The following is a 21,489-nucleotide window of genomic DNA, read 5'->3' as shown; positions in this document are numbered from 1 at the left end:
AATAAAAAAGGCACTCATGAGAGTGCCTTTTTGCTTTCTGTATATTGGTTACTTCGCAAATAATTGCTTAGTCCAAGGGCTTATGGCGCGGGTACTTCGGCAGCGTCGAAGTCACGCTCTGTGGTGGTGCCTTGGGTAACGGTCACGTCCTGTTCATCCACGTGGATGAAGAATGGCATTTCGACATCCTGTGGGCCGTTGGCCACTTCTGGATCGTCATTCTGTGCCAGACAGGTGTAGCCCAGGCTGTAGTTAGCGGCGGCGACGAAGCCAAACTCATACTCGTAACCCACCACGGTTTCTGTCTCGTCGGTGACTGGGTTGACGCGGGCCGAGGCGATAGGTGCCACTTGCGGCTCGGTGATGTCTGCCTCCAGGCGGAAGTCCAGCATGTTCTCCAGCGCGGTCGCCGTTGGGTAGAGGTAGACGGCCGGGCTGAACTCTGAACCGCCGGCGGCGGCTTCACAGTCTGCCATCACGCTGGTGTCGACCATGCCGTGAATGGCGCCGACTTCGGCGTTGTTAACCAGCTGTACCGACGTTGGCTTAAGGGTCCAGTAGTCCTTGTTGCCGTGGGGGGCCTGCAGGCCTTGAGAGAGGTTAAATTCGGCGACGAAGTTGTTTACGCCGGCCGCGATAGTGAAGGCCTTGTTGAAGAAGAGACGACCCGTGCCTTCCTCTTCGGCGCCTACGCCGCCACAGCTACCGTTGCTGTTGGTGACCAGACCCGCGTCCATGTCATCCATGGTTTTCACGTAAGAGCTGTTGGTGTCGGCCACTTCGCTGTTTTGCATGTAGATACACATCTGGTACTCGCCGACCGGAATAGACTGGCCGCTCACCAGTGTCTCGACCTCCTGGCCTTGTACCGTCAGCAGGTCGACGTGTTTCAGCTCGCCGTTTTCTGAGACGTCGAATGACAGGGAGCCATCGCTACCTTTGAGTACGACCTGTTTGAAGGCGATATTCACGACTTTAGCGTCGGCAGGGTTGTCCGATACCCCCAGGCTGAAGACACCCGTCTTAGGGGTTTCTGGCGTGTCATCGCTGCCACCACAGGCGGCGAGTAGGCTGGTGAGTGCTATGGCGATAATCGATTTTGAATACTTCATAGGTTACCTGTTTATCATCTTGGTTAATCAATGGTGCCAAAGTCGCGATGCCCTAAGGGGAGGCGGCGAGTCTCGGCGCGGTTGATTCTTGCTTTTGCTTTTATAAGTGGAGCTATAAGGATAGGCGAACAGACGCCCAAGTCCACCGAAAACAGGGCTAAAAGGTGCACTATGAATAAAGTTTAATTGCCAGGGTGGTGAGCACTTACTCTAAACGCCAAGGCCTTGGCGAGAGTCAAAAAACTTACGGGAAAATCACGGTAGGGTTGGCTAAAAAAAGAGCGATTCATCAACGGGTTCGACGAATCGCTCTAGGTGTTTTCTCGACCAGATTGGCTGGTCGAAGAGGTATTAATTCGGTTTCTGCGTATGCGAAAAACGAGTGCGTTAAATTAGGCCTTGATGTCGGCGTTGTGGTAGACGTTTTGTACGTCGTCACAATCTTCCAGTGCGGCCTGGAATTTTTCGAACTGAGCGATAACTTCCGGGTCGGTGAGTTCTGTCATGGTCTGTGGTACGAAGGCGATCTCTTCCACTTCCAGTTCTGTCTCAGGGAAGGCTTCGTTCAGTGCCGTCTTGGCCTTGTAGAACTCAGTGTTTGGCGCGAACACGCTGATGATGCCATCTTCTACCTCGATGTCGGCCACATCTACGTCGGCCATCATCAGGGCTTCCAGTACCGCTTCTTCATCCTCGCCCTTGAAGGCAAATACCGCTTGATGGTCGAACATGTGACCAACTGTGCCTGGGCTACCCAGCTTGGCGTCGTTCTTCACGAAGGCCTGACGTACCTCGGTAAAGGTACGCTTGCCGTTGTCGGTCAGACAGTCGACGATCACCATGGTGCCGCCTGGACCAAAGCCTTCGTAACGCGCGGTTTCATAGTCTTCACCGCCGCCGCCTCTGGCTTTCTCTAGGGCGCGTTCGATGACATGAGCAGGAACCTGATCTTTCTTAGCCTTGGTGATCATGTGGCGCAGTGCCAGGTTGCCGTCAGGATCGAAGCCACCGTTCTTTGCGCAAACATAGAGTTCTTTGCCGTAGCGAGAGTAGAGTCTCGTCTTTTGCCCAGCCGTTTTGGCCATAGATTCTTTGCGGTTCTGGTATGCTCTTCCCATCTTGCGATATCTCTTTAAGCGAAAAAAATTGGCCCAATGTTAGCAGCTTTGTCGACGATTTTGCAGACTCCGCTGCTTATTTTGTCAAAACTGTGGCGCGGCAACTCCCTAACGCTGGGGCGGGGTGATGAAATCTGGGATCTCCAGTATCTCGCCGGGCCTGCGGTCGAACAGCGACAGATAGATATACTCGATAAAGGCGCGATACTTGCGCGGCAGGTAGGCGCGGCGGGGAAAGCTCAGGGTAATGGCGGTCTGCGCCATGGGAAAGTCGGTCAACAGGGGGATAAGAAGCCCCTCTTCGATGGCGGCCTGGGCCACCAGGGTCGGCGCCGTGGCGATCCCCAATCCTTCGATGGCGGCCTCACGGGCCAGGGTGACATTATTGACCGTCAGCTGGGCCTCGGGCTCTATGGTGATCCATTGCTGACCATCGAACAATGTCCAGCCACCGTCGATGTGGGTCGACTTGAGGCGAATCGCCTTGTGGTCGATCAGATCCTGCGGCGTGGCTGGCGTGCCGTGGCGGGCCAGATAGTCGGGGCTGGCCACCAGGGATTTGTCTGTGTTGAGCACCCGGTAAGATTGCAGCCGCGAGTCGCGCACATCTGAGACCTGAAACAGAATATCTATTCCTTCCTCTATCATGTCGACCTTACGGTTGGTCAGCTCGGCGTCCAGGGTCATCTCGGGATGCGCCTCTAGAAAGCGGGCGAAGATGCGGCCGAAGAACAGCTGCCCCAGCTCTATCGGGCAGACGATTTTGAGGTTGCCCTTGATGGTCTCCTGGCTGGCGCTGAGCTGGTCTTCGGCGCTCTGCAGATCCATCAAAATCCGCTGGATCTTGTTGTAATAGATGCTTCCCGCCTCGGTGAGCTTGAGGGCGCGGGTGGTGCGGTACAAGAGCTGCACCCCGGTATCAGTCTCCAGCTCGGCGATCTTACGGCTCACCGTCGCCTTGGTGAGTCCCATCGCCTTGGCGGCTGAGGTGAAGCTGCCCTTGTCCACCACCTGGGCGAACATCTGAATACGATTCAAATCCATCTATTGTTACACCTGTGAAACAGTTGGTAATTTTTTAACTGACTAATAAACATTATAAGACAGTAGTAAACTATCAAATACTAATCAAGGTGTTTATCCGTGGGGATTGGATGTCAAAACGTCGCATATTTATTGTGCTACCGCTGCTGTTATTGGCTGTGGTAGTTGGAGGCTACTACTGGTGGAGTCAGGTTCGATTTATCGAATCGACCGACAACGCCTATGTAGAGGCCGATATCTCTAATATCAGTGTCAAGGTGCCGGGTTATGTGGTGACCGCTAAGGTGACAGATAACCAGCATGTGGAGCAGGGGCAGTTGCTGGCCGAGCTGGAGTCCAACCAGTACCGTGCCAAGGTGAGCCAGAGTCAGGCGAGCCTGCAGAGTAGTCAGGCAGAGCTGCAGACCCTGTCGGCCAAGGTGACGCTGCAACAGGCGATCATACGTCAGGCGGCCGCCGGTGTGGCCAGCGCCGAGGCGGAGAAGATCCGCGCCGAGCAGCAGCTCAAACGCACCACTAAGCTAAAGCACAGAGATTACAGCTCACAAGATGAGGTGGATCAGGCGACTGCCGCCTTCGATTCGGCCGTGGGCCATCTGGATGAGGCCAAGGCGGCCCTGGTGGCCAAGCAGGCCGAGCTGGCGGTGCTGAATGCCCAGCTGAATCAGAGTCAGTCACAGGTGGCGCAGGCCAAGGCCGGTCTTGAGCTGGCAGAGATCCAGCTGGCCGATACCCAGATTCGAGCCCCCTTCTCCGGGGTGATCGGCAAGCGCGGCGCCCTGACTGGCCAGTATGTGCAGCCGGGGCAGTCGCTATACAGTTTGGTGCCGGATGGCGCGGTGTGGATCACCGCCAACTTCAAGGAGACCCAGATCCAGCATATGCAGCCTGGGCAGTTGGTTCAGGTTCATCTCGACGCGTTTCCCGACCAGAGCTTTACTGGTGTGATCGATAGCCTGGCACCCGCCTCTGGCGCCAAATTCAGCCTGTTGCCAGCGGAAAACGCCACCGGTAACTTTACCAAGATAGTGCAGCGCATTCCGGTGCGGATCCGTTTGGATCTGGATGACCAGACCAACATAGTTCCCGGCCTTAGCGCCGTGGTGAAGGTGGATACCCGAGGTGCGCCGAAAGACACAGTGATCGCCAGCAATCGTAAGCAGGTTTCGGTTAAGGCCACCCAATGAGCAGCGTGAGTGTCGCCCAAGAGAGTCCTGCCGAGGTAGCAGAGCAAGTCGCTAAACCGCAAGTCGCTGGCCCCCAGGGCTATGAGCGCGGCAGCTTTCGCTCCTGGGTCGCCGTGTTTGCCGGTCTGCTGGGCGCCTTCATGGCGATCCTGGATATTCAGATCACCAATGCTTCGATGAAGGAGATCCAGGGCAGCCTGGGCGCGACCCTGGAGGAAGGTTCCTGGATCGCCACCGCCTACCTGGTGGCCGAGATGATCGCCATCCCACTATCGGGCTGGCTGAGTCAGGGGCTGTCGGTGAGACGATATCTGCTGTGGACCACGGCGGCCTTCATCTTGGCTTCGTTTCTCTGTTCGCTGGCCTGGAACCTGGAGGCGATGATCGCCTTTCGCGCCCTGCAGGGCTTCTTCGGCGGCGCGCTGATCCCACTGGCCTTTCGGCTGATCCTGGAGCTGCTGCCCGAGGAGAAACGCGCAACGGGCATGGCGCTGTTTGGCGTCACCGCTACCTTCGCGCCATCTATCGGCCCCACCCTGGGGGGCTGGCTCACCGAGCAGTTTAGCTGGCACTATCTCTTCTATATCAATATTCCTCCCGGACTGCTGGTGATGGCCATGTTGGCCTATGGTTTGAGAGCTCAGGCTATCGATTGGGATAAGCTGAAGAACGCCGATTATTCCGGCATAGTCACCATGGCGCTGGGCATGGGTTGCCTCGAGGTAGTGCTGGAGGAGGGCAATCGTAAGGATTGGTTTGGCTCAGAGCTGATCCAGAATCTAGCGATCGTCGCCGCCATCAACATAGCCCTGTTTGTCTTTATTCAGCTGCGAAAGTCGTCGCCGCTGGTGAACCTCAGGCTACTGGGACAACGAGATTTTGCCCTGTCGACCCTGGCCTATTTTCTGCTGGGGATGGCGCTGTTCTCAGCCATCTATATGATCCCCCTCTATCTGTCGCAGATCCATGACTATAGTCCGCTGGAGATCGGCGAGGTGATCATGTGGATGGGCTTTCCTCAGTTGTTGGTGCTGCCTCTGGTGCCGAGATTGCTGCAGAGATTCGATGGGCGATACCTGGCCGCCTTCGGCTTTAGCATGTTTGCCCTCAGCTACTACATGAACAGCCACATGACGCTGGATTTTGCCGGCGAGCAGATGATCGCGGCGCAGGTGGTCAGGGCCCTTGGTCAGCCCTTCATACTGGTGCCAATTGGGATCATTGCGACCATGCACATCAGTGCCCAGCAGACGCCGTCGGCCTCGACCGTGCTCAATGTGATCCGTAATCTCGGCGGCGCCTTCGGTATCGCCTTGGTGGCCACCCTGATCGACAATCAGTCGCGCACCCATCTGGCGGACATGAAACAGACGGTGACGGCGGTGAGCGGCCAGGCCTATCAATATCTGCAGCAGAGCAGTCAGCTGTTTGTGCAGGCAGGCTCGGATCCCGTGACCGCCCAGGCGCAGGCTAAGGCCATGTTGGCCAAGACCATGACCCAGCAGGCCTATATTCAGGCCTACAATGATGTGTTTCTGATCATCTCAGTGCTGCTGATGCTGGCCGTGGTGGCCGTGCTGATGATCCGTAAGCCTAAGCCCGACGCCGCCTAGTGGTTAGCACTTTGCCAGCTAGAGCTCGAGCATAGAGAGTCTAGAGCATGGCGAGACTGATCTGTCCGAAGGGGTAAACCTGGCCGCCAAACTCGGCGGCAAAGGCCTCGGCTTCCTCTTGCTTGCCAAAGCTGGCTAGCGTCTTGCCCATGGCGCCGGTTTGGCTCGAACCCACCACATACCAGGCCTGTCTGGCGTCGATGAAGTGACTGTCCAGCGGCGCCTGCCAGGGGCTTTTGGCCATGTCGTGCACATAGATCTCCTTGACCTGCTTGCGGTACTCGGGGTCCAAAAGGAAGCTAAACAGATCCCGGGTGGAGCAGAACTTTTTCACCGTCTCTTCTGTCTTGAGATAGAGCTCCCCCTTGGGGCCGGGGAAGTTACCGATCAACATGCCGCACAGGTGACACTCGTCGCCGTGCTCCATGGCCACCGCCTCACGAATAGCGTTTTGCTCACTCTCTTGCCCGCAGGCGCTCAGCCCCAACAGCAGGAGGCTGACGAGACCCATGAAAAGTGGCGAATTGGTAAGCTTGGTTTGGCGCATTAGAGTGTCTTCCTGTTAAAGATGAGGGCGGCTAGGGTCAGCGGGGCGAATACCCAGGCCAGTAGCAGCGAGAACAGGCCGCCGGCCGACATGCTGCTGTTGATGGCCACCGCCAGCACACCGTTGATATCTTTGGTATCCAGGCTGGCCAGATTCACCAGGCGGAAGAGATCCGCCGGATTGAGCATCATCAGCTGCACCAGCTGTTGCTGACTCAGCCCTTCCTCTATGCCGACCAATACCGCCAGCAGGGCGAGGTCGAACACCAGTACGAAGAAGAACCAGAGCATCAGCGCCAGCCCAGCGGCCTTGGACTTCTCACTCACAGACAGGCTGATCACATAGGCGATGCTGATAAAACAGAGGCCGAGCATGATGGCCGTGGCGATGAAGAGGCCGAAGCTCTGCAGCACGGCGCTGGCGTCAGACTGGCTGGCCAGCAGCACAGCGGCGCTACCGAAGCCCAGGCTGGTGGCCAGCGCCATTATGGCGCCCTGGCCGACAAACTTGCCCAGCAAGAGCTGGGTGTGGCTGATGGGGTAGGTGAGCAGCAAGAGCAGGGTGCCGGCCTCCTGCTCGCCGACAAAGCTGTCGTAGGCCAGCAGCAGGGCGATCAGCGGGATCAGAAACACCGCCAGGCTCGACAGGCTGGCGATGGTGGACGACAGTGACGCCGTGCCCAGCTGCCCAGAGGCGACCGAGCCATAGTAGCTGAGTCCCAGGGAGAGCACGGCGAAGATGAGGGTGATGGAGATCAGCCAGCGATTACGTAGCCCGTCCTGAAACTCCTTGATGGCGACGGCGAGAATGGCATTCATTGTATCTGCCCTCCTTGATGGCTAATCTCTTTTTCGTTGTCCCCTTTGTGCGCCGTATTTGGGCGCTGACCCAGATAGTGCTGGTAGACACGCTCCAGATCCGCCGGTTCGACACGAATATCCCCCAGCTGATCCAGCTCCACCAGCTGACGTATGATGGCGAGCTTCTCCTGCTCGGGCACCAGCAGCTGATCCGGGGCGATGAGATAGGGGGTGAAGCGGGCATCCTGTTTCAGGGCGCCGTTGAGTCCCTGAGTCTTGATGGCGACGGGGAGCTGGGCCTGTTGTCTGAGCTCGCTCAGGCTGCCCTTAGCCAGCAGGCGACCGCCTGAGATGATCAGCGCGCGGTCGATATGCTGCTCGACGCCCGGCAGCACATGGGAGCAGAGTATGATGCTGGCCCCCTCGCTCTTGAGTTTATCGACGCTGGCGTAAAATTCCTGGGTGGCGATGGGATCCAGCCCCACGGTTGGTTCATCCAGCAGCAACAGCTTAGGGCTGCCGAGGAAGGCCTGGGCCAGCCCCAGCCGCTGACGCATCCCCTTAGAGTAGGTTTTCACCTGGCGGTCCATGGCGTGGGTCAGGCCGACCTGTTCCAGCAGCTGTTCGATCGCCTGTTTGGGTACAGACTTGAGGCGGGCGAAGTAGCGCAGTACCTCGCGGCCGGTGAGTTGATCGTAGAAGCTGACATTCTCCGGCAGGTAGCCGACCTGCTTGCGCGCCTCGAAGGCCTGCTTGGAGAGGGGGTCCTGGCCGAATACCTTTACCTGACCGTCCGAGGCCGGGATGATCCCCAGGATCAGTTTCATTATGGTGGTCTTGCCCGCGCCGTTGTGGCCGAACAGCCCCATGACTTCGCCGGGAAAGAGTTCGAAGTCGATACGTTCGAGGGCCGTTACCTTAGCGTAGCGCTTGGCGACACCGCTCAGGGAGACGATGGGCCTTGAAGGAGAAGATGCTTGCATTGTGTCACTCTGCCTCATTGATTACTGCCTGCTGGCTAGCCAGAGGTGGCGCCTGCATGAGTGGAAAACTGTCTTTGACGCCCACGGGTTTGAGCACAGGAAACTGGGTCTGTATCCAGCGCAGGATAAGTACCGCCGGGCTGTCCAGTAGCATCTTGGCCTCAGGGTATTGCCATATCAGCTTGTCGATGCCGTCGTTGGGTTCGAAGGGGCGATCGCCGAAGCCGTCGTTGTCGAGATCCCAGCCCAGGTAGTTGCTCCAGAAGTTGCCTCTGCCGTCCTGGCTCCATTCGGCCTGACGGTTGGCCACATATTTCACCTGCACCGGGTTGTTGATGAAGCTGTTGCCAAATACTTTGGTGTGCTCCGAGCCTGCGGTGAGGTGGATGCCGATCTCGGCGGTGTCGATCAGGTTGTGATTGATGCTGTTGTAGGCCGAGTTATAGACAAACAGCCCCTTGCCCTCACGGCCCAGTACCTTGTTTTCCGGCTTGGTCCAGACCCGGTAGATGCGGTTATGGCTGATCTCCGAGTAGGTAATGAAGTTCATCAGGAAGCCGTAGTCCTGGCTGTCGCGGCTCTCGTTGCCGCTCACTGTGAGATGGCGTGAACTCATCAGGGCATAACCGGCGCGAGTGTCGTAGGCCAGGTTGTCCAGCACGCGATTGCTGTGGGAATACATGTAGTGGATCCCGTAGCGCAGGTTATGCATGGTGTTGTTTTTAATCGTGTTGTGTTGGCTGGAGATGATGTAGATGCCGTCGCGGGTCTGGCTGACCTCGTTGTCGCTGACCTCGACGTTCTGCACTATGGAGAGCTGAATGCCGTTGCCTCTGTCGGCGGAACGCAGCGCTGGATTGCCCTGAATGCGGTTATGGTGAACCTTGATCTCCTTGCCTTTTTGCAGCCAGATACCGAAGCCGTCGCCCTGTAGGCGGTTCTCTCTGATGACGAGTTCGCTGGCGCTCTGATCCGAATAGATACCGGCATCCTGGGCGGTGAGATCGTCGCCCCAGTTGACTATCTTGAGTCTCTCTATGGTGACCTTGGAGCTTTGCAGCAGCAGGGCATTGCCCTTGCCTTGGGCGTCTATGATGCTGGTATAGTCGTCGGCGCCAGTAAGGCGTACCCCTTGTTTGATGACGAAGTTGCCAAGGTAGCGACCCGGCTGCAGCTGAATATCGTCCCCCGCCTGGGCGCTATTTAGCACCTGCTGCAGGTCTTGCTCTGGACTCACCTCGATATAGGCGGCCTGGCTAAGCGGGCTGAAAGAGAGCAGGCTGAAAGAGAGTAGGCTTGGTGCAATCAAGCCACAGAACTGCACAATCTGTAGGCCGCAGCACCTCAGGCCATCAGCTAGCCTAAGCCTCAATGCCATGGAGGTGAAACCGGGGTTGGTGGGGGATCTGTTTGGCTTGTGGTTCAAGGTCAGTTACACCTCTGGTGTCTGTCGTTTTGGTTGTTATCGTATTCGTTGCTACTGTTTTCGAGCTTATCGCTTTCGTTGTTATCGCTTTTATTTACGCTAGCCCTTGGTTAAGGCAGACGCCTGACGCGGGGGCATCAGACGCCTGCATTTCACTTAGGCTTCTACCAACATGCGGCCACGCATCTCCATGTGCAGGGCGTGACAGAACCAGTTGCAGTAGTACCACTGTACCCCAGGCTTGTCGGCGATGAAGGTGACAGATGCCGTGGCCTGTGGGCCAATCTCCATCTGCACGCCATGGTTGGTCATACAGAAGCCGTGGGTCACGTCTTCCACCTGATCCAGGTTGGTGACCACTACCGTGACTTCGTCGCCCAGCTTGACCTTAAACTCGCTCATGCCGTAGTTGGGCGCGACCGAGGTCATGTAGACGCGGACCTTGTTGCCGTCGCGGATCACCTTGTTGTCCATCATCAGGCGCACGCCATCTTTCTCGGCCATGGCCACGGTAGCGGCAAACAGCGGATCGTCACGGGTCCACAGCTTCTTCGGCTTGAGCTTGCTGCGGTGCACTATGATGCAGTCGTGAGGCTCCGCGAAGGTGGGACCGTCGTGCACCAGCTTCATCTCATCGCCTGAGATGTCGATCAGCTGATCGTTCTCGGGGCGCAGCGGGCCAACGGGCAGGAATCTGTCCTTAGAGAACTTACACAGAGACACCAGCCACTTGCCATCGGCGTCGCGGGTTTCGCCTTGAGAGGTGTGGTTGTGGCCCGGTTGATAGTGTACGTCCAGCTTCTGGCGCAGGTAGTTAACCTTCTTGCCCTGATAGGCCTGAATCGCCTCTTCGACGTTCCACTTGGCGATCTGGCTGTCGAGGAAGAGGGTGGTGTAGGCGTAGCCCTTGTTGTCGAACGCAGTGTGTAGCGGGCCAAGGCCCAGCTCTGGCTCACCGACGATGGCGTCTCTTGGCTTGATCTTGTCGTCGAACAGGTCGTCCAGCTTCTCGATAGAGATGATAGAGACGGTCGGTGATAACTTGCCGTTGGCGACGAAGTACTTGCCGCTTGGCGAGGTGTTCAGGCCGTGTGGCGACTTAGGCACGGGAATATAACGGGTGAGATCTGAGCCCTTGCGACCATCCAGTACGGGGATCTTGTTGCCATTGTAGGTCTTGAACTTACCGGCCTTGACCGCAGCTTCACAGCGAGCCAGGTTGAAGATCACCACATGGTCGCGCTCGGCGGTGATCATCTCGCTGAGGTTCATCCCCATCTCTGAGTTGTAGCAGGTCGAGGCGAAGTACTTGCCGTCGTAGTCGGCGTCTGTGTTATCCAGGTTACCGTCGACCATCACCTGGAAGGCGACCTCCATCTTCTCGGCATCGATCACGTTGAACAAGGAGCGGTAGGTGCTGACATCTTCCAGCGTCTCCTTACCATTGTTGTTCAGTGGGACCTCGAACTCGCCGTTACAGATGACATATTTAGTGTATGGCACCTTCTGTACCCGCAGACCGTGGATGGCCTGGGCGTTTGGGATGGTGATCATCTTGTCTGTCTTCATCACGTCACAACGGATACGGGCCACGCGGGTGTTGGCCTTGTCGTTGATGAAGAGATATTTACCGTCGTAGCGACCGTCCTGCATGCTCATGTGCGGGTGGTGGGCGTCGCCCGCCATCAGGTGGGCGCTTTCGCCCTTGACCGCCTTACTCTCGTTGGTGATGCCCCAGCCGGTGGCGCTGTCGATGTTGAATACCGGGATGCGCATCAGCTCACGCATCGAGGGCAGGCCCATGATACGGACTTCGCCAGAGTGTCCACCGCTCCAGAAACCATAGTATTCGTCCAGCTCGCCCGGATGAACCACAGGGCTGTTACTGGCCTCGGCCGCCTGGGCCTTGGCCATCGAGGCGAACATGGCGGCGCTCATGGGGGCGGCCACTGCACCCGCCCCCAGCAGGGCCGTCTTGCCCATAAACTCGCGTCGACCAGCGTTCTCCAACTGGTTGGCTGGTTTGTTATTGTTATCTTGCATAGTCCATCTCCATCTTAGTTATGTTACCTGCACTTATATGTGTTGATTCGTCCTATACGGCGGTGACCGTTGGGATCTCTCGGTCTTTGTATTGCTGGCGTTTGCGCGCCAGTTTTTTCAGCGGTGGGCACTTCTCTTCGTTGAAATAGGTCACCTGACAGTCGAGGCAGTAGTGGCACTCGCGCATGTTGATCACCCCGTTGGGATGAATCGCCTGGATCTCGCACTCCTTGGCACAGGTCTTACAGGGCGTGCCACACTCGGGGCGGCGCTTGAGCCAGTCGAACAGCCGCACGCTGTTGCTTACCGACAAGGCCGCGCCCAGCGGGCAGAGATAGCGGCAGAAGGTCTTGCGATTAAACAGGCTGGAGAAGATCATCAGCAGCGCCCAGAGAATGAAGGGCCACTCGCGATCGAACTTGAGCAAGAAGGTGGTCTTGAAGGGCTCTATTTCGGCAAACTGCTCCGCCATGGCCAGCGAGTCCAGCGACAGGCCAAACAGCGCCAACAGGATGAGGTACTTGATGGCCCACAGGCGCTCATGTACGGCGAAGGGCAGCTCGACCTGCGGCAGCTTGAAGTAGCGGCCCATGACATTGACCAACTCCTGCAGAGCGCCGAATGGGCAGAGCCAGCCGCAGTAGACGGCGCGTCCCCACAGCAGCATGGTCACAGCAGCGGCGCACCAGAGGATGAAGATGATGGGATCGAGGAGGAAGAGATCCCAAGAGAAATCCTTCATCAGGGCGTGCAGGAAGGTAAAAACGTTGACTACAGAAAGCTGTCCGCCCCAGCTCCAGCCGATCACCACCACGGTAACCACCAGGAAGCCGTGACGCAGGCGGTGCATGAAGGTGGGATGACGCACCAGAATATCCTGGAAGAAGAGGATCAGCAGCAAGACACCCATGAGGATCAGCAGTAGCACCACCTCCAGCTGTCTGTCGTGCCAGATCTGCTGTACCATGGTGAGCTCCGGCTCGGGCACTATGGCCGCCGGAGTGTCGACATACTTGCCCAGCGGGTCGTACTGCCCCTTGAAGCTGGTGAATATGCTGTCGATGGGGCCGGTCTGACGGCGCACCAGTAGCTCGAACTGCCAGCTGCTACCTGGATCGAACTCGTGGTGCTGGGCGATGCGAAACACTGACATCTCGTTGAACTTGGGGGCACCCTGAATGTAGAGATCGCTGATGCGGTTGTGGTCCAGATCCCTGAAGGAGATGGCGTTATCCTTCTGGTGCACCTGGATGCGATCGAAGATGCCGCCGCGCACATAGCCAGAGCCCTTGAAGGAGTAACCATTGCCCATGACGGCCACCAGGTGTTCGCCGGGTTGCAGCGTCTGCATCAGCCACTGATAGTCGGCCTCGCCGAAGAGGTTCTTGCCTATGGTAGGGATGTCCGCCAGGGTGTAGTAGATCTCGGCAAACATCTCCTGCTTCTCATCGTCGCTGGCCTTGTTGACCTCCTCGGCGGCGGTGCCCTCGAAGGCGTCATCGACGGCGCCGCGGGTCAGGTAGAGTTTGCGAATCGAGCCGTCGCCGGTCAGCTCGGTCCAGTTGGCCGAGGTGAAAAGTTCCTGCTTGATGGTGGAGATAGGCTGGATCTGGTCGGCCTGCTGCTCGATGATCCCGAGCGCGATGGCGGCCTGGGTGGCGGCCTTGGTGATGGCGACGTTCATCACCATGACGGTCACTGTCGCGCCAGAGAGTCCGTCGATGGCGACTATGCCCTCCTTCTCGTTGCCGCCCACCTTGAGCCTGTCTTTGACCGACAGCCCGGTATATTGCTCGGCAAACTTCCACAGCTTGCTCTCTGGGATCCCCGCCAGGATGATGGGTTCATGGTGCTCCAGCACCTTGGCGCCCAGGTATTTACCCTCTGGGTCGATTGCCACCAGGATATTGACCGGCTCGCCCGAGTAGGCGGGGATGCGGGCGATATCATTGGTCTCGAAGCCATAGCCCAGGATCTGCTGATCTTTGTAGATGGTCCACAGGGCAGGCTCGCCCTGCTTGTCTGAGATGCGTGTCGCCTCGGGGAACAGCTCATGCAGAATGGGCAGGGGATCTTTGGGCGGGCTGACGAACAGGGCATAGCTGGGCGTGGCTAGTATAAGTGCCAGCATGAGTGCCAACAGGGTCAATAAAATCCATTTTGCTTGCCTCGCATTGTGCATCAATCTTGCCACTCGAACGCTCCTACAGTCAGTCCCAGGGTGTGTCAATCTAGTGTTATTTATAGTGCATACTAAATGCATCTTTACGGTTGTGACGTGACTGAGATCAAATAAATCGCGATTTTGTTAATTTGACACACATTGAAACAAGGCGATTTGGGCTGGCGATCACTTAGTAATCGGGCACCGGCGACTGGCTTTAGAAGGGGCAGAATCGCGGAAAAGACAGGCCGCGTCACCTGAGCGACGGGGCGCGACCTGTTGGGAGAGTGCTGTCTTGCAAGGACGAGAGGGGCTTACTTGAGGCTCTCGAAGTAGGCGGCCAGGTTGGCAATATCTTCGTCGGTCAGCGGCATGGCCATAGGTGCCATCACTGGGTCTTGACGCGTACCTTCCTTGAAGGCCTTTAGTTGTTTCTCAATGTATTGAGCCTTCTGGCCTTTGAGGTTAGGGTAGATGGGCGCCAGAGAGATACCGTCGGCACCGTGGCAGGCGGCACAAAGCATAGATTTGGCTTTACCGGCTTCGATATCACCGGCGTGGGCCGTCAGAGACATTAGGCTTGCAAAAGCGATGAGGGCAATCTTTTTCATATGAACTCCATTAGAATAAGTTCTTTATTTTTAAGAACAATTGTTGTCGCAATATCTGATGACAGACGACTTAGGTCATCTAAATGTAGGCGGCGTCAATCGAATGCTTCCTAGTTTAGAATGGGTTAAATTGGGCATGTGAATCTTAGGTGTATTTATAATGCATGTATTTGACCGAGGTCAAGTCTCGCCGAAATTTGCGGTGGCCGTCACAGCCTGCTGCCTCTTTAGAGGGACTGGTAAGGTACTTACAGAGCAGGCGCATACCGACCAGACGCTTACTTGGGAGTCGAAGGCTGCCGAAGCGGTTAATCTAAAACGGCTAGGCAGAAGTAATTGAAGAAAAGGCGATAGACGCCGGAATTAATGAATGAGGGGATAGCAGTGCGTTGGGAGAGTGTGGCGTTTACCGAGCTGAGCCTTGAGCGGCTCTACGAGCTGTTGAAATTAAGGGTCGATGTGTTTGTGGTGGAGCAGGCCTGTGCCTATCCCGAGCTGGATGGCAAAGACACCCTGGCCGAGACCCGTCATCTGTTGGGTCTGGATGAGCAGGGACGGATTGTCGCCTATGCGAGGATCTTAGCCCCCGGGGTGAGTTACCCCCAGGCCAGCATCGGCCGGGTTATCGTCGCGCCATCGGCTCGCGGCGCAGGTGTTGCAAAGCCATTGATGCTGGAGGCGATCGCCATCGCCAGACAGAACTGGCCTGCCCAGGGCGTTCAGATCGGCGCCCAGGAATATCTCAAGGATTTCTATCAAGGGGTGGGTTTTCGAGCCGTGTCTGAGGTCTATCTGGAGGATGGTATTCCCCATCTCGACATGTTGCTGGATGCCTGATGCAGATCTGTGGGCACACTAAGGGTCTAAAGAAAGGGCCTAACGAAAAGGGCTAACGAAAGGGTCTAACGAATGGGTTAGAGAGACGTGCAAATAGAGGAGCACAGGGCGTGCTCCTCTATGTTCGGGTAATTAAGCCGTTAGGCTCGTCAGTCACCGAGTCGGTGACTAATCCCTGAGTTGGATCTTAGGATCATGTTCAACTTCGCCATATCTGTCTATGGTCGACAGCTGGCTCTGTTGGGCGATGATCGCCAGTGGACCCGAAGGCAAATGGCGAACAAACAACAGCCGATACCCGTATCGATGCAGGCTATAGAGGGCCATCTTTTGTTCCGCACTCATCGAGCTCCAATGCTCATCATGATGCAGGACGTTCCCTCGCCTGTCTTGCAGTTGCTGTGCTATTTGCATGTTATTATCTACACGTTTGTCGGCCGATGTAGCCAATATTTCTTTCTGTGCTGGCACCGCCAGCCAGTTTTAAAAGATTAATCTTAATTAGATTAACGTCAGTCATTTTACTGACTTTAATTGAACATTAATTGAACGAGATCAATTTATGGGGCGAGAAGTGGGCCAGAAAGCGAAAAATTATGAAAATGCTCACATCTTGGTCACATTTTGAGACAGACATAAAATGATTAATTATATCGAACCGTTATTTCGGCCGCCTTCCGAGTGGAAGTCCCTCATACTCCAGGTAACCAATGGTTGTAGCTGGAATCGTTGCCACTTCTGCGACATGTATACCGCGCCGCAGAAGCAATTTCGTGCACAAAAAATAGATAAAATTGCAGAGGATATTCAACGGGTCGCCCAGCGAAACCTGCCGATCTCTCGGGTATTCCTCGCCGATGGCGATGCCATGAGCCTGCCCTTTAATCGTTTGGAGGCTATCTGTCTGTTGATCCGTGAGCATCTGCCCCAGGTGACCCGCATCAGCAGCTACTGCCTGCCGCGCAACCTAGGTAATAAGACGGATGCGCAGCTTGCCCGGCTCAGAGAGCTGGGGCTTAGCCTGCTGTATGTGGGCTGCGAGAGCGGGGACGATGAGGTGCTGGCCCGTATCGAGAAGGGCGAGAGCTTCGACTCCTCCTTGCTGGCCTTGCAGCGCATACGCGCCGCCGGCATGAAGTCATCCGTGATGATACTCAATGGTCTGGGGGGCGTGGAGCTGTCCAGGCAACACGCGCTCAACTCGGCGCGCCTGATGAATGAGGCGCAGCCAGACTATCTGTCGACTCTGGTGGTGACTCTACCCCTTGGCAAGGCGCGCATGGACACCGGATTCGACGGCGATTTTAAACTGCCGGACCAGCATGGCCTGCTGAGCGAGATGCAGCTGCTGCTGGGTGAACTCGAGCTGGAGAAGACCATATTCAGGTCTGATCACGCCTCTAACTACCTGGTGCTCAAGGGGATACTGGGCCGTGACAAGCAGAGCCTGTTGACCCAGGTCGAGCAGGCGATTCAGGGACTGGTGCCCCTGCGCCAGGAGTGGCAGCGCGGCCTCTAGGCCGGCGCCGACTTATCTTTGGCGCTAGCGCTCGATATGACTTTAGCGCTCGATATGAATTTCGCGTACCGGGCAGGGGATCTCTATGCCGGCCTGGCGCAGCGCGTTGATCAGCTCCAGGTTGACCTGATACTTGTTCTGGTAGTAGCGATTGGTGGGCACCCAGTATCGCAGGCCTATCTCTAAGCCTATGCTGTTGAAGCCGTTGATCCCTATCTGAGGGGCACGCTCCTGATTCACCTCTTCGTTGGCATCCAGCACCTGTTGGGCGATGGCCAGCACCTGGTTGGCATCGCTGGCGTAGCTGATGTTGAAACGTATCTCGACCAGCTTGTCGCTGAAGGAGTTGTGCAGGATCTCGCCGACGATATGTTTGTTGGGGATGCTGATCACCTCGCCTTCCTCATTGGTGAGCAGGGTCAGTCCTAGGTGGATGCTCTTGACCACGCCGCTGACCCCCTGGATCTCTATGGTGTTGCCCACCACGAAGGGGCGGGTAACGATTATGGTGACGCCCGCCGCGTAGTTAGAGAGCATCCCCTGCAACGCCAGGCCGGCACCCAGAGAGGCCGCACCGATAGCCGCCACCATGGGCGTGATGCTGATCCCCAGCTTGCCCAGGGCGATGACCCCCACCATGACTATGATGAGAATGCGCACCAGATTGGAGACGAAGTTGCTCAGGGTGATGTCTATCTCATGCTTCTCAAACTGCTTGGCCACCAGGTTGGAGATCTTGTTGGCGACCCAGAGCCCCAAGAGGAAGATAAGCAGCGCGCCGACCAGCTGGAAGCTGTACTTCACCAGAAACTCGGTCAACAGGTTGTAGACATTTTGCAGTTGCGCCAGCTCCTGCTCCAGACCATTTTCATTCATAACATTCGTCCTAAAATTTGCCGCGAACCACTATCGCGCGGGCATAGAATCCAACCTGGGTATGTTACTTAATATTCAATGGCTTGATAACCAATATCTCACTCATGTCCCATGACACTCATTAGCGTGAAGCATATCAAGCAATTGGCACGCATCCGAGGGCATGGCGGCCAGTATAAGATATAGTCTAGTTCACCCCTAAGTAACTTAATCCTTAATGAAAGAGGCATTATGAAAGCGCTAATCTTGGCTGTGGGCGTGCTGTTTTCGGCCGCCAGCCTGGCCAGCAGCCTGACCACAGGCGATCGTATCGAGGCAATCACCCTGGCGGATCAACACCAAGCCGTGTGGGAGCTCAATAGCAATACCCAGGTTTTACTCTTTAGCCGCGGCATGAAGGGGGGGGAGATCATTCAGGAGGCACTAGAGTCCTTAGAGGGCCCCATGCCGGGGAACTGGCGTTATGTGGCCGACATCAGCGGTATGCCATCACTTATCGCCAAATTCGTGGCCATTCCCAAGATGCAAGATCTCAACTTCGCCATCGGCCTGGATCAGGAGGGTGAAGTGACCCATCTGCTGCCCGGTGACAAGGAGACGGCGACAGTGATCACCCTGGAGGGGCTCAAGGTGATCAAGGTGGTGAGCGTCGATTCCGCCAAGGCCCTGCTCGAGGCTGTGAAATAGCACGAAAAGTGTGAGCCAAAGGTTATCAGAATTCATTTTACTAATTAATGACTTAGCTTGGTTTTTGTCCCGTTAAAAATCAGGCTATCCGTTTTGGAATAAAAATTTATTTATTAAGCATAAAAATTCGTTGATCTCGACGAAAAAATAGCGTTTACTTCGCAGCGATTTTTAACCGAATCACGCTAAATTATTTTTATTCTGCTACGGAGATACTGGCGAGATGAGCCAATTTCAAGCGATTGATGTTAATGAGTATTATGACCAAGCTACCTTTGAGCGTATCAAGGCGTTTGCTCAGGATAAACCGACACCTTTCGTGGTGATTGACACTAAAATCATTGCAAAACAATATGATGACATGGTGCATAACTTTCCTTATGCCAGTATCTACTATGCCGTCAAGGCTAATCCGGCCAAGGAGGTATTGACCCTACTGCGTGACCGCGGCGCCAATTTCGATATCGCCTCCATCTACGAGCTGGATATGGTGAGCGACATCGGCGTGACGCCTGACAGAGTCAGCTATGGCAATACCATCAAGAAGCGTAAAGATGTGCGCGCCTTCTATGAGCGTGGCGTGCGCATGTACGCCTCTGATTCCGAAGCCGATCTGCGAATGATCGCCGAGGAAGCCCCCGGTTCTCGCGTCTATGTGCGCATCCTGACCGAAGGCACCCACACCGCTGACTGGCCCCTGTCGCGTAAGTTCGGCTGCCAGAATGAGATGGCCTTCGAGCTGCTGGTGCTGGCCAAGACGCTGGGGCTGGAACCCTATGGCATCTCGTTTCATGTGGGCTCACAGCAGCGCGATATTGGTGCCTGGGACTCGGCCATCGCCAAGGTGAAGAGCATCTTCGAGCGCCTGCGTGAAGAGCATGGCATCGAACTGAAGATGATCAACCTGGGCGGCGGTTTCCCGGCGAACTATCTGGACAAGACCAACGAGCTGGGCACCTACGCCGAGCAGATCACCCACTTCCTCAAAGAGGACTTCGGCGATCAGCTACCGCAGATCATTCTGGAACCTGGCCGCTCGCTGCTCTCTAATGCCGGCGTGCTGGTGTCTGAGGTAGTGCTGATCAGCAAGAAGTCGCAGACGGCATTGGAGCGCTGGGTATTTACCGACGTGGGTAAGTTCTCTGGCCTGATCGAGACCATGGATGAGGCGATCAAATTCCCCATCTATACCGAGCGTCAGGGTGAGTTGGATCGCTGCGTGATCGCCGGCCCGACCTGTGACAGTGCCGACATCATGTATGAGCACTACAGCTACGGCCTGCCGCTGGATCTGACTATCGGCGATCGCATGTACTGGCTGACGGCCGGCGCCTATACCACCACCTACTCGGCGGTCTGCTTCAACGGCTTCCCGCCGCTGAAAGACTACTATCTGTAGTAGATAAAATTTCTAAGAGATAAGAAAAGGGCGCCTAGGCGCCCTTTTTAATGTCCGATGTCCGCACTATTTGTCGTGGGACTTGAGGATCTGATGCAACTCCTCTTTGATATGCAGCTTCTGCTGTTTGAGTACCTTGACCTCTGGGGTGAAATCGCTGGCCGCATGTTGCTCTAGCTCTTTAATCTCGTCGTCGAGTTCATTGTGTTTGTTAAACATCTTAAGAAAATGTGCGTCTTTTGATTTTAGTTCGCTGATCAGGTCTCTGTATTCTGGAAACATATTGGCCGTCCTTCTTGGTCAAAATGGGTGAGAGGTCATAGCAAAAGTGGTTAATTTCCCTTTGCCATGGTTTCAGCCTAGCGCGATCTGTTTGCTGGTTTTGTGATCGACTTCACCGCCTGGAACTTCGTTTTCGTCGCTTTACTACAACTGATTTAACCTGTTGTCATACAAGCTTATTTTGTGATTTTTATTTGGGTGTAAAACCAGGTTTTCGGCGATGGTTCAGGCCAAGTAATAAATTTTGCCGACTGGCTGGCAGCCTAGGTGGGAGTTGCTATATTTTCAGTGCTGCTAGCGGAAATGCTTTGGTAAATTCATTACAACAAATTATCTAACTACTGGCGGGGAAAGTGTGATCAGGTTAACCTTAATGGCTTTCATACTAGGTTAAAGTCCATTTTATAAGAATTTTATAATCAAAATTGAAAGGGGTTTTCACAATGTCAGATGTATTTCATTTAGGCCTGACGAAAGAGATGTTAGATGGTGCAACACTTGCTATCGTTCCGGGCGACCCAGAGCGTGTGAAACGTATTGCCGAGTTGATGGACAATCCAACATTCCTGGCCAGTCACCGCGAATACACCAGCTACCTTGCCTATATCGACGGTAAGCCACTGGTGGTCTGCTCTACCGGTATCGGTGGTCCATCGACCTCTATCGCCGTGGAAGAGCTGGCACAGCTGGGTATCGACACCTTCCTGCGTGTCGGCACCACAGGCGCCATTCAGCCACAGGTTAATGTGGGTGATGTGATCGTGACTCAGGCGTCAGTGCGTCTAGATGGTGCGAGTCTGCACTTTGCACCTATGGAGTTCCCAGCCGTGGCGAACTTCGAATGTACTACCGCCATGGTGGCGGCGAGCCGTGAAGCGGGTCTTGAGCCTCATATCGGTATCACAGCTTCGTCAGATACTTTCTACCCAGGTCAAGAGCGTTACGATACCGTGACGGGTCGTGTGACTCGTCGTTTTGCCGGTTCGATGAAAGAGTGGCAGGACATGGGCGTACTCAACTATGAGATGGAGTCATCGACTCTGTTCACCATGTGTGCGACTCAAGGTTGGCGGGCGGCGTGTGTAGCCGGTGTGATCGTTAACCGTACTCAGCAGGAGATCCCTGATGAGGCGACCATGAAGCAGACCGAGACCAGTGCCGTGTCTATCGTGGTAGCGGCGGCGAAGAAGCTGTTGGCTTAAGCCTAGCGGCTTAACTCGCGAGATTAAAAAAGGCGCCTG

The 21,489-nt window shown here is 55.7% G+C and carries 20 protein-coding genes; 7 read left to right on the top strand and 13 right to left on the bottom strand.

The genetic code is table 11. From position 1 onward, the window contains the following. Positions 1-80: 80 nt before the first annotated feature. From K0H80_RS17395 to K0H80_RS17385, 3 genes are all read right to left on the bottom strand, one after another. Entirely contained in the window at positions 81-1,112 is a 1,032-nt protein-coding gene (locus tag K0H80_RS17395; protein ID WP_220072410.1) for a DUF4382 domain-containing protein, read from the bottom strand. A gap of 392 nt (positions 1,113-1,504) precedes the next feature. Next, on the bottom strand, positions 1,505-2,230 hold the full coding sequence (locus K0H80_RS17390; RefSeq protein WP_011867204.1) for a YebC/PmpR family DNA-binding transcriptional regulator: 726 nt from the start codon (positions 2,228-2,230) through the stop codon (positions 1,505-1,507). 108 nt (positions 2,231-2,338) lie between these two features. Continuing rightward, positions 2,339-3,274 (bottom strand): LysR family transcriptional regulator, encoded by a 936-nt coding sequence (locus tag K0H80_RS17385; RefSeq protein WP_220072409.1) that lies wholly within the window; start codon positions 3,272-3,274, stop codon positions 2,339-2,341. A gap of 110 nt (positions 3,275-3,384) precedes the next feature. On the opposite strand from K0H80_RS17385, the gene K0H80_RS17380 reads away from it, so the two are divergent. Together K0H80_RS17380 and K0H80_RS17375 are read left to right on the top strand one after the other, a co-directional pair. Further along, on the top strand, positions 3,385-4,461 hold the full coding sequence (locus K0H80_RS17380) for an HlyD family secretion protein (RefSeq protein WP_011867202.1): 1,077 nt from the start codon (positions 3,385-3,387) through the stop codon (positions 4,459-4,461). After that, positions 4,458-6,074: a DHA2 family efflux MFS transporter permease subunit gene (locus K0H80_RS17375; protein ID WP_220072408.1), complete on the top strand. Its 1,617-nt coding sequence runs from the start codon at positions 4,458-4,460 to the stop codon at positions 6,072-6,074. The genes K0H80_RS17380 and K0H80_RS17375 overlap by 4 nt, the downstream gene beginning before the upstream one ends. 40 nt (positions 6,075-6,114) lie before the next feature. Here the strand turns inward: K0H80_RS17375 and K0H80_RS17370 are convergent, their stop codons facing one another. From K0H80_RS17370 to K0H80_RS17340, 7 genes are all read right to left on the bottom strand, one after another. Next, positions 6,115-6,621, bottom strand: a complete 507-nt coding sequence (locus K0H80_RS17370) for a nitrous oxide reductase accessory protein NosL (RefSeq protein ID WP_258406131.1) — start codon at positions 6,619-6,621, stop codon at positions 6,115-6,117. Beyond that, positions 6,621-7,439 carry an ABC transporter permease gene (locus K0H80_RS17365; RefSeq protein ID WP_220072407.1) on the bottom strand — a complete coding sequence of 273 codons (819 nt, stop codon included), beginning with the start codon at positions 7,437-7,439 and terminating at the stop codon, positions 6,621-6,623. Before K0H80_RS17365 ends, K0H80_RS17370 begins: the two co-directional genes overlap by 1 nt. After that, positions 7,436-8,404 carry an ABC transporter ATP-binding protein gene (locus K0H80_RS17360; RefSeq protein WP_220072406.1) on the bottom strand — a complete coding sequence of 323 codons (969 nt, stop codon included), beginning with the start codon at positions 8,402-8,404 and terminating at the stop codon, positions 7,436-7,438. Before K0H80_RS17360 ends, K0H80_RS17365 begins: the two co-directional genes overlap by 4 nt. Positions 8,405-8,408: 4 nt before the next feature. Beyond that, a complete protein-coding gene (locus K0H80_RS17355; RefSeq protein ID WP_220074022.1) occupies positions 8,409-9,782 on the bottom strand; it encodes a nitrous oxide reductase family maturation protein NosD in 1,374 nt (457 codons plus the stop codon). Between the two features lie 204 nt (positions 9,783-9,986). After that, positions 9,987-11,873, bottom strand: coding sequence for a TAT-dependent nitrous-oxide reductase (nosZ, locus tag K0H80_RS17350; protein WP_220072405.1), 1,887 nt, complete (start codon positions 11,871-11,873; stop codon positions 9,987-9,989). A gap of 52 nt (positions 11,874-11,925) precedes the next feature. Then, positions 11,926-14,055 carry a transcriptional regulator NosR gene (nosR, locus tag K0H80_RS17345; RefSeq protein ID WP_220074021.1) on the bottom strand — a complete coding sequence of 710 codons (2,130 nt, stop codon included), beginning with the start codon at positions 14,053-14,055 and terminating at the stop codon, positions 11,926-11,928. Positions 14,056-14,351: 296 nt separating this feature from the next. Continuing rightward, a complete protein-coding gene (locus K0H80_RS17340; RefSeq protein ID WP_011867194.1) occupies positions 14,352-14,648 on the bottom strand; it encodes a c-type cytochrome in 297 nt (98 codons plus the stop codon). A gap of 366 nt (positions 14,649-15,014) precedes the next feature. Between K0H80_RS17340 and K0H80_RS17335 the strand changes: the two genes are divergently transcribed. Next, positions 15,015-15,485: a GNAT family N-acetyltransferase gene (locus tag K0H80_RS17335; RefSeq protein ID WP_220072404.1), complete on the top strand. Its 471-nt coding sequence runs from the start codon at positions 15,015-15,017 to the stop codon at positions 15,483-15,485. Between the two features lie 168 nt (positions 15,486-15,653). On the opposite strand, the gene K0H80_RS17330 is transcribed toward K0H80_RS17335, so the two are convergent. Then, positions 15,654-15,830, bottom strand: coding sequence for a hypothetical protein (locus tag K0H80_RS17330; RefSeq protein WP_258406130.1), 177 nt, complete (start codon positions 15,828-15,830; stop codon positions 15,654-15,656). 295 nt (positions 15,831-16,125) lie between these two features. Here K0H80_RS17330 and K0H80_RS17325 point away from each other — a divergent pair, with 295 nt between their 5' ends. Then, positions 16,126-17,004, top strand: coding sequence for a radical SAM protein (locus K0H80_RS17325; protein WP_220072403.1), 879 nt, complete (start codon positions 16,126-16,128; stop codon positions 17,002-17,004). 42 nt (positions 17,005-17,046) lie between these two features. Here K0H80_RS17325 and K0H80_RS17320 read toward each other — a convergent pair whose 3' ends face one another. Beyond that, on the bottom strand, positions 17,047-17,880 hold the full coding sequence (locus tag K0H80_RS17320; RefSeq protein ID WP_011867190.1) for a mechanosensitive ion channel family protein: 834 nt from the start codon (positions 17,878-17,880) through the stop codon (positions 17,047-17,049). 231 nt (positions 17,881-18,111) lie between these two features. Here K0H80_RS17320 and K0H80_RS17315 point away from each other — a divergent pair, with 231 nt between their 5' ends. Both K0H80_RS17315 and K0H80_RS17310 read left to right on the top strand, forming a co-directional pair. Further along, positions 18,112-18,567, top strand: a complete 456-nt coding sequence (locus tag K0H80_RS17315) for a hypothetical protein (RefSeq protein WP_220072402.1) — start codon at positions 18,112-18,114, stop codon at positions 18,565-18,567. 223 nt (positions 18,568-18,790) lie between these two features. After that, positions 18,791-19,966 carry a type III PLP-dependent enzyme gene (locus K0H80_RS17310; RefSeq protein ID WP_220043466.1) on the top strand — a complete coding sequence of 392 codons (1,176 nt, stop codon included), beginning with the start codon at positions 18,791-18,793 and terminating at the stop codon, positions 19,964-19,966. 66 nt (positions 19,967-20,032) lie between these two features. Here K0H80_RS17310 and K0H80_RS17305 read toward each other — a convergent pair whose 3' ends face one another. Then, complete coding sequence (locus K0H80_RS17305) at positions 20,033-20,248, bottom strand: HP1242/YdcH family protein (protein WP_160793842.1); 216 nt, start codon at positions 20,246-20,248, stop codon at positions 20,033-20,035. 443 nt (positions 20,249-20,691) lie between these two features. Here K0H80_RS17305 and udp point away from each other — a divergent pair, with 443 nt between their 5' ends. Next, entirely contained in the window at positions 20,692-21,450 is a 759-nt protein-coding gene (udp, locus tag K0H80_RS17300) for a uridine phosphorylase (RefSeq protein WP_220059173.1), read from the top strand. The last annotated feature ends 39 nt before the right edge of the window (positions 21,451-21,489 follow it).

It is taken from the genome of Shewanella aegiceratis, assembly GCF_019457495.1.
GTDB lineage: Bacteria > Pseudomonadota > Gammaproteobacteria > Enterobacterales > Shewanellaceae > Shewanella > Shewanella loihica.
This window is presented reverse-complemented; position numbering and strand designations above follow the sequence as displayed.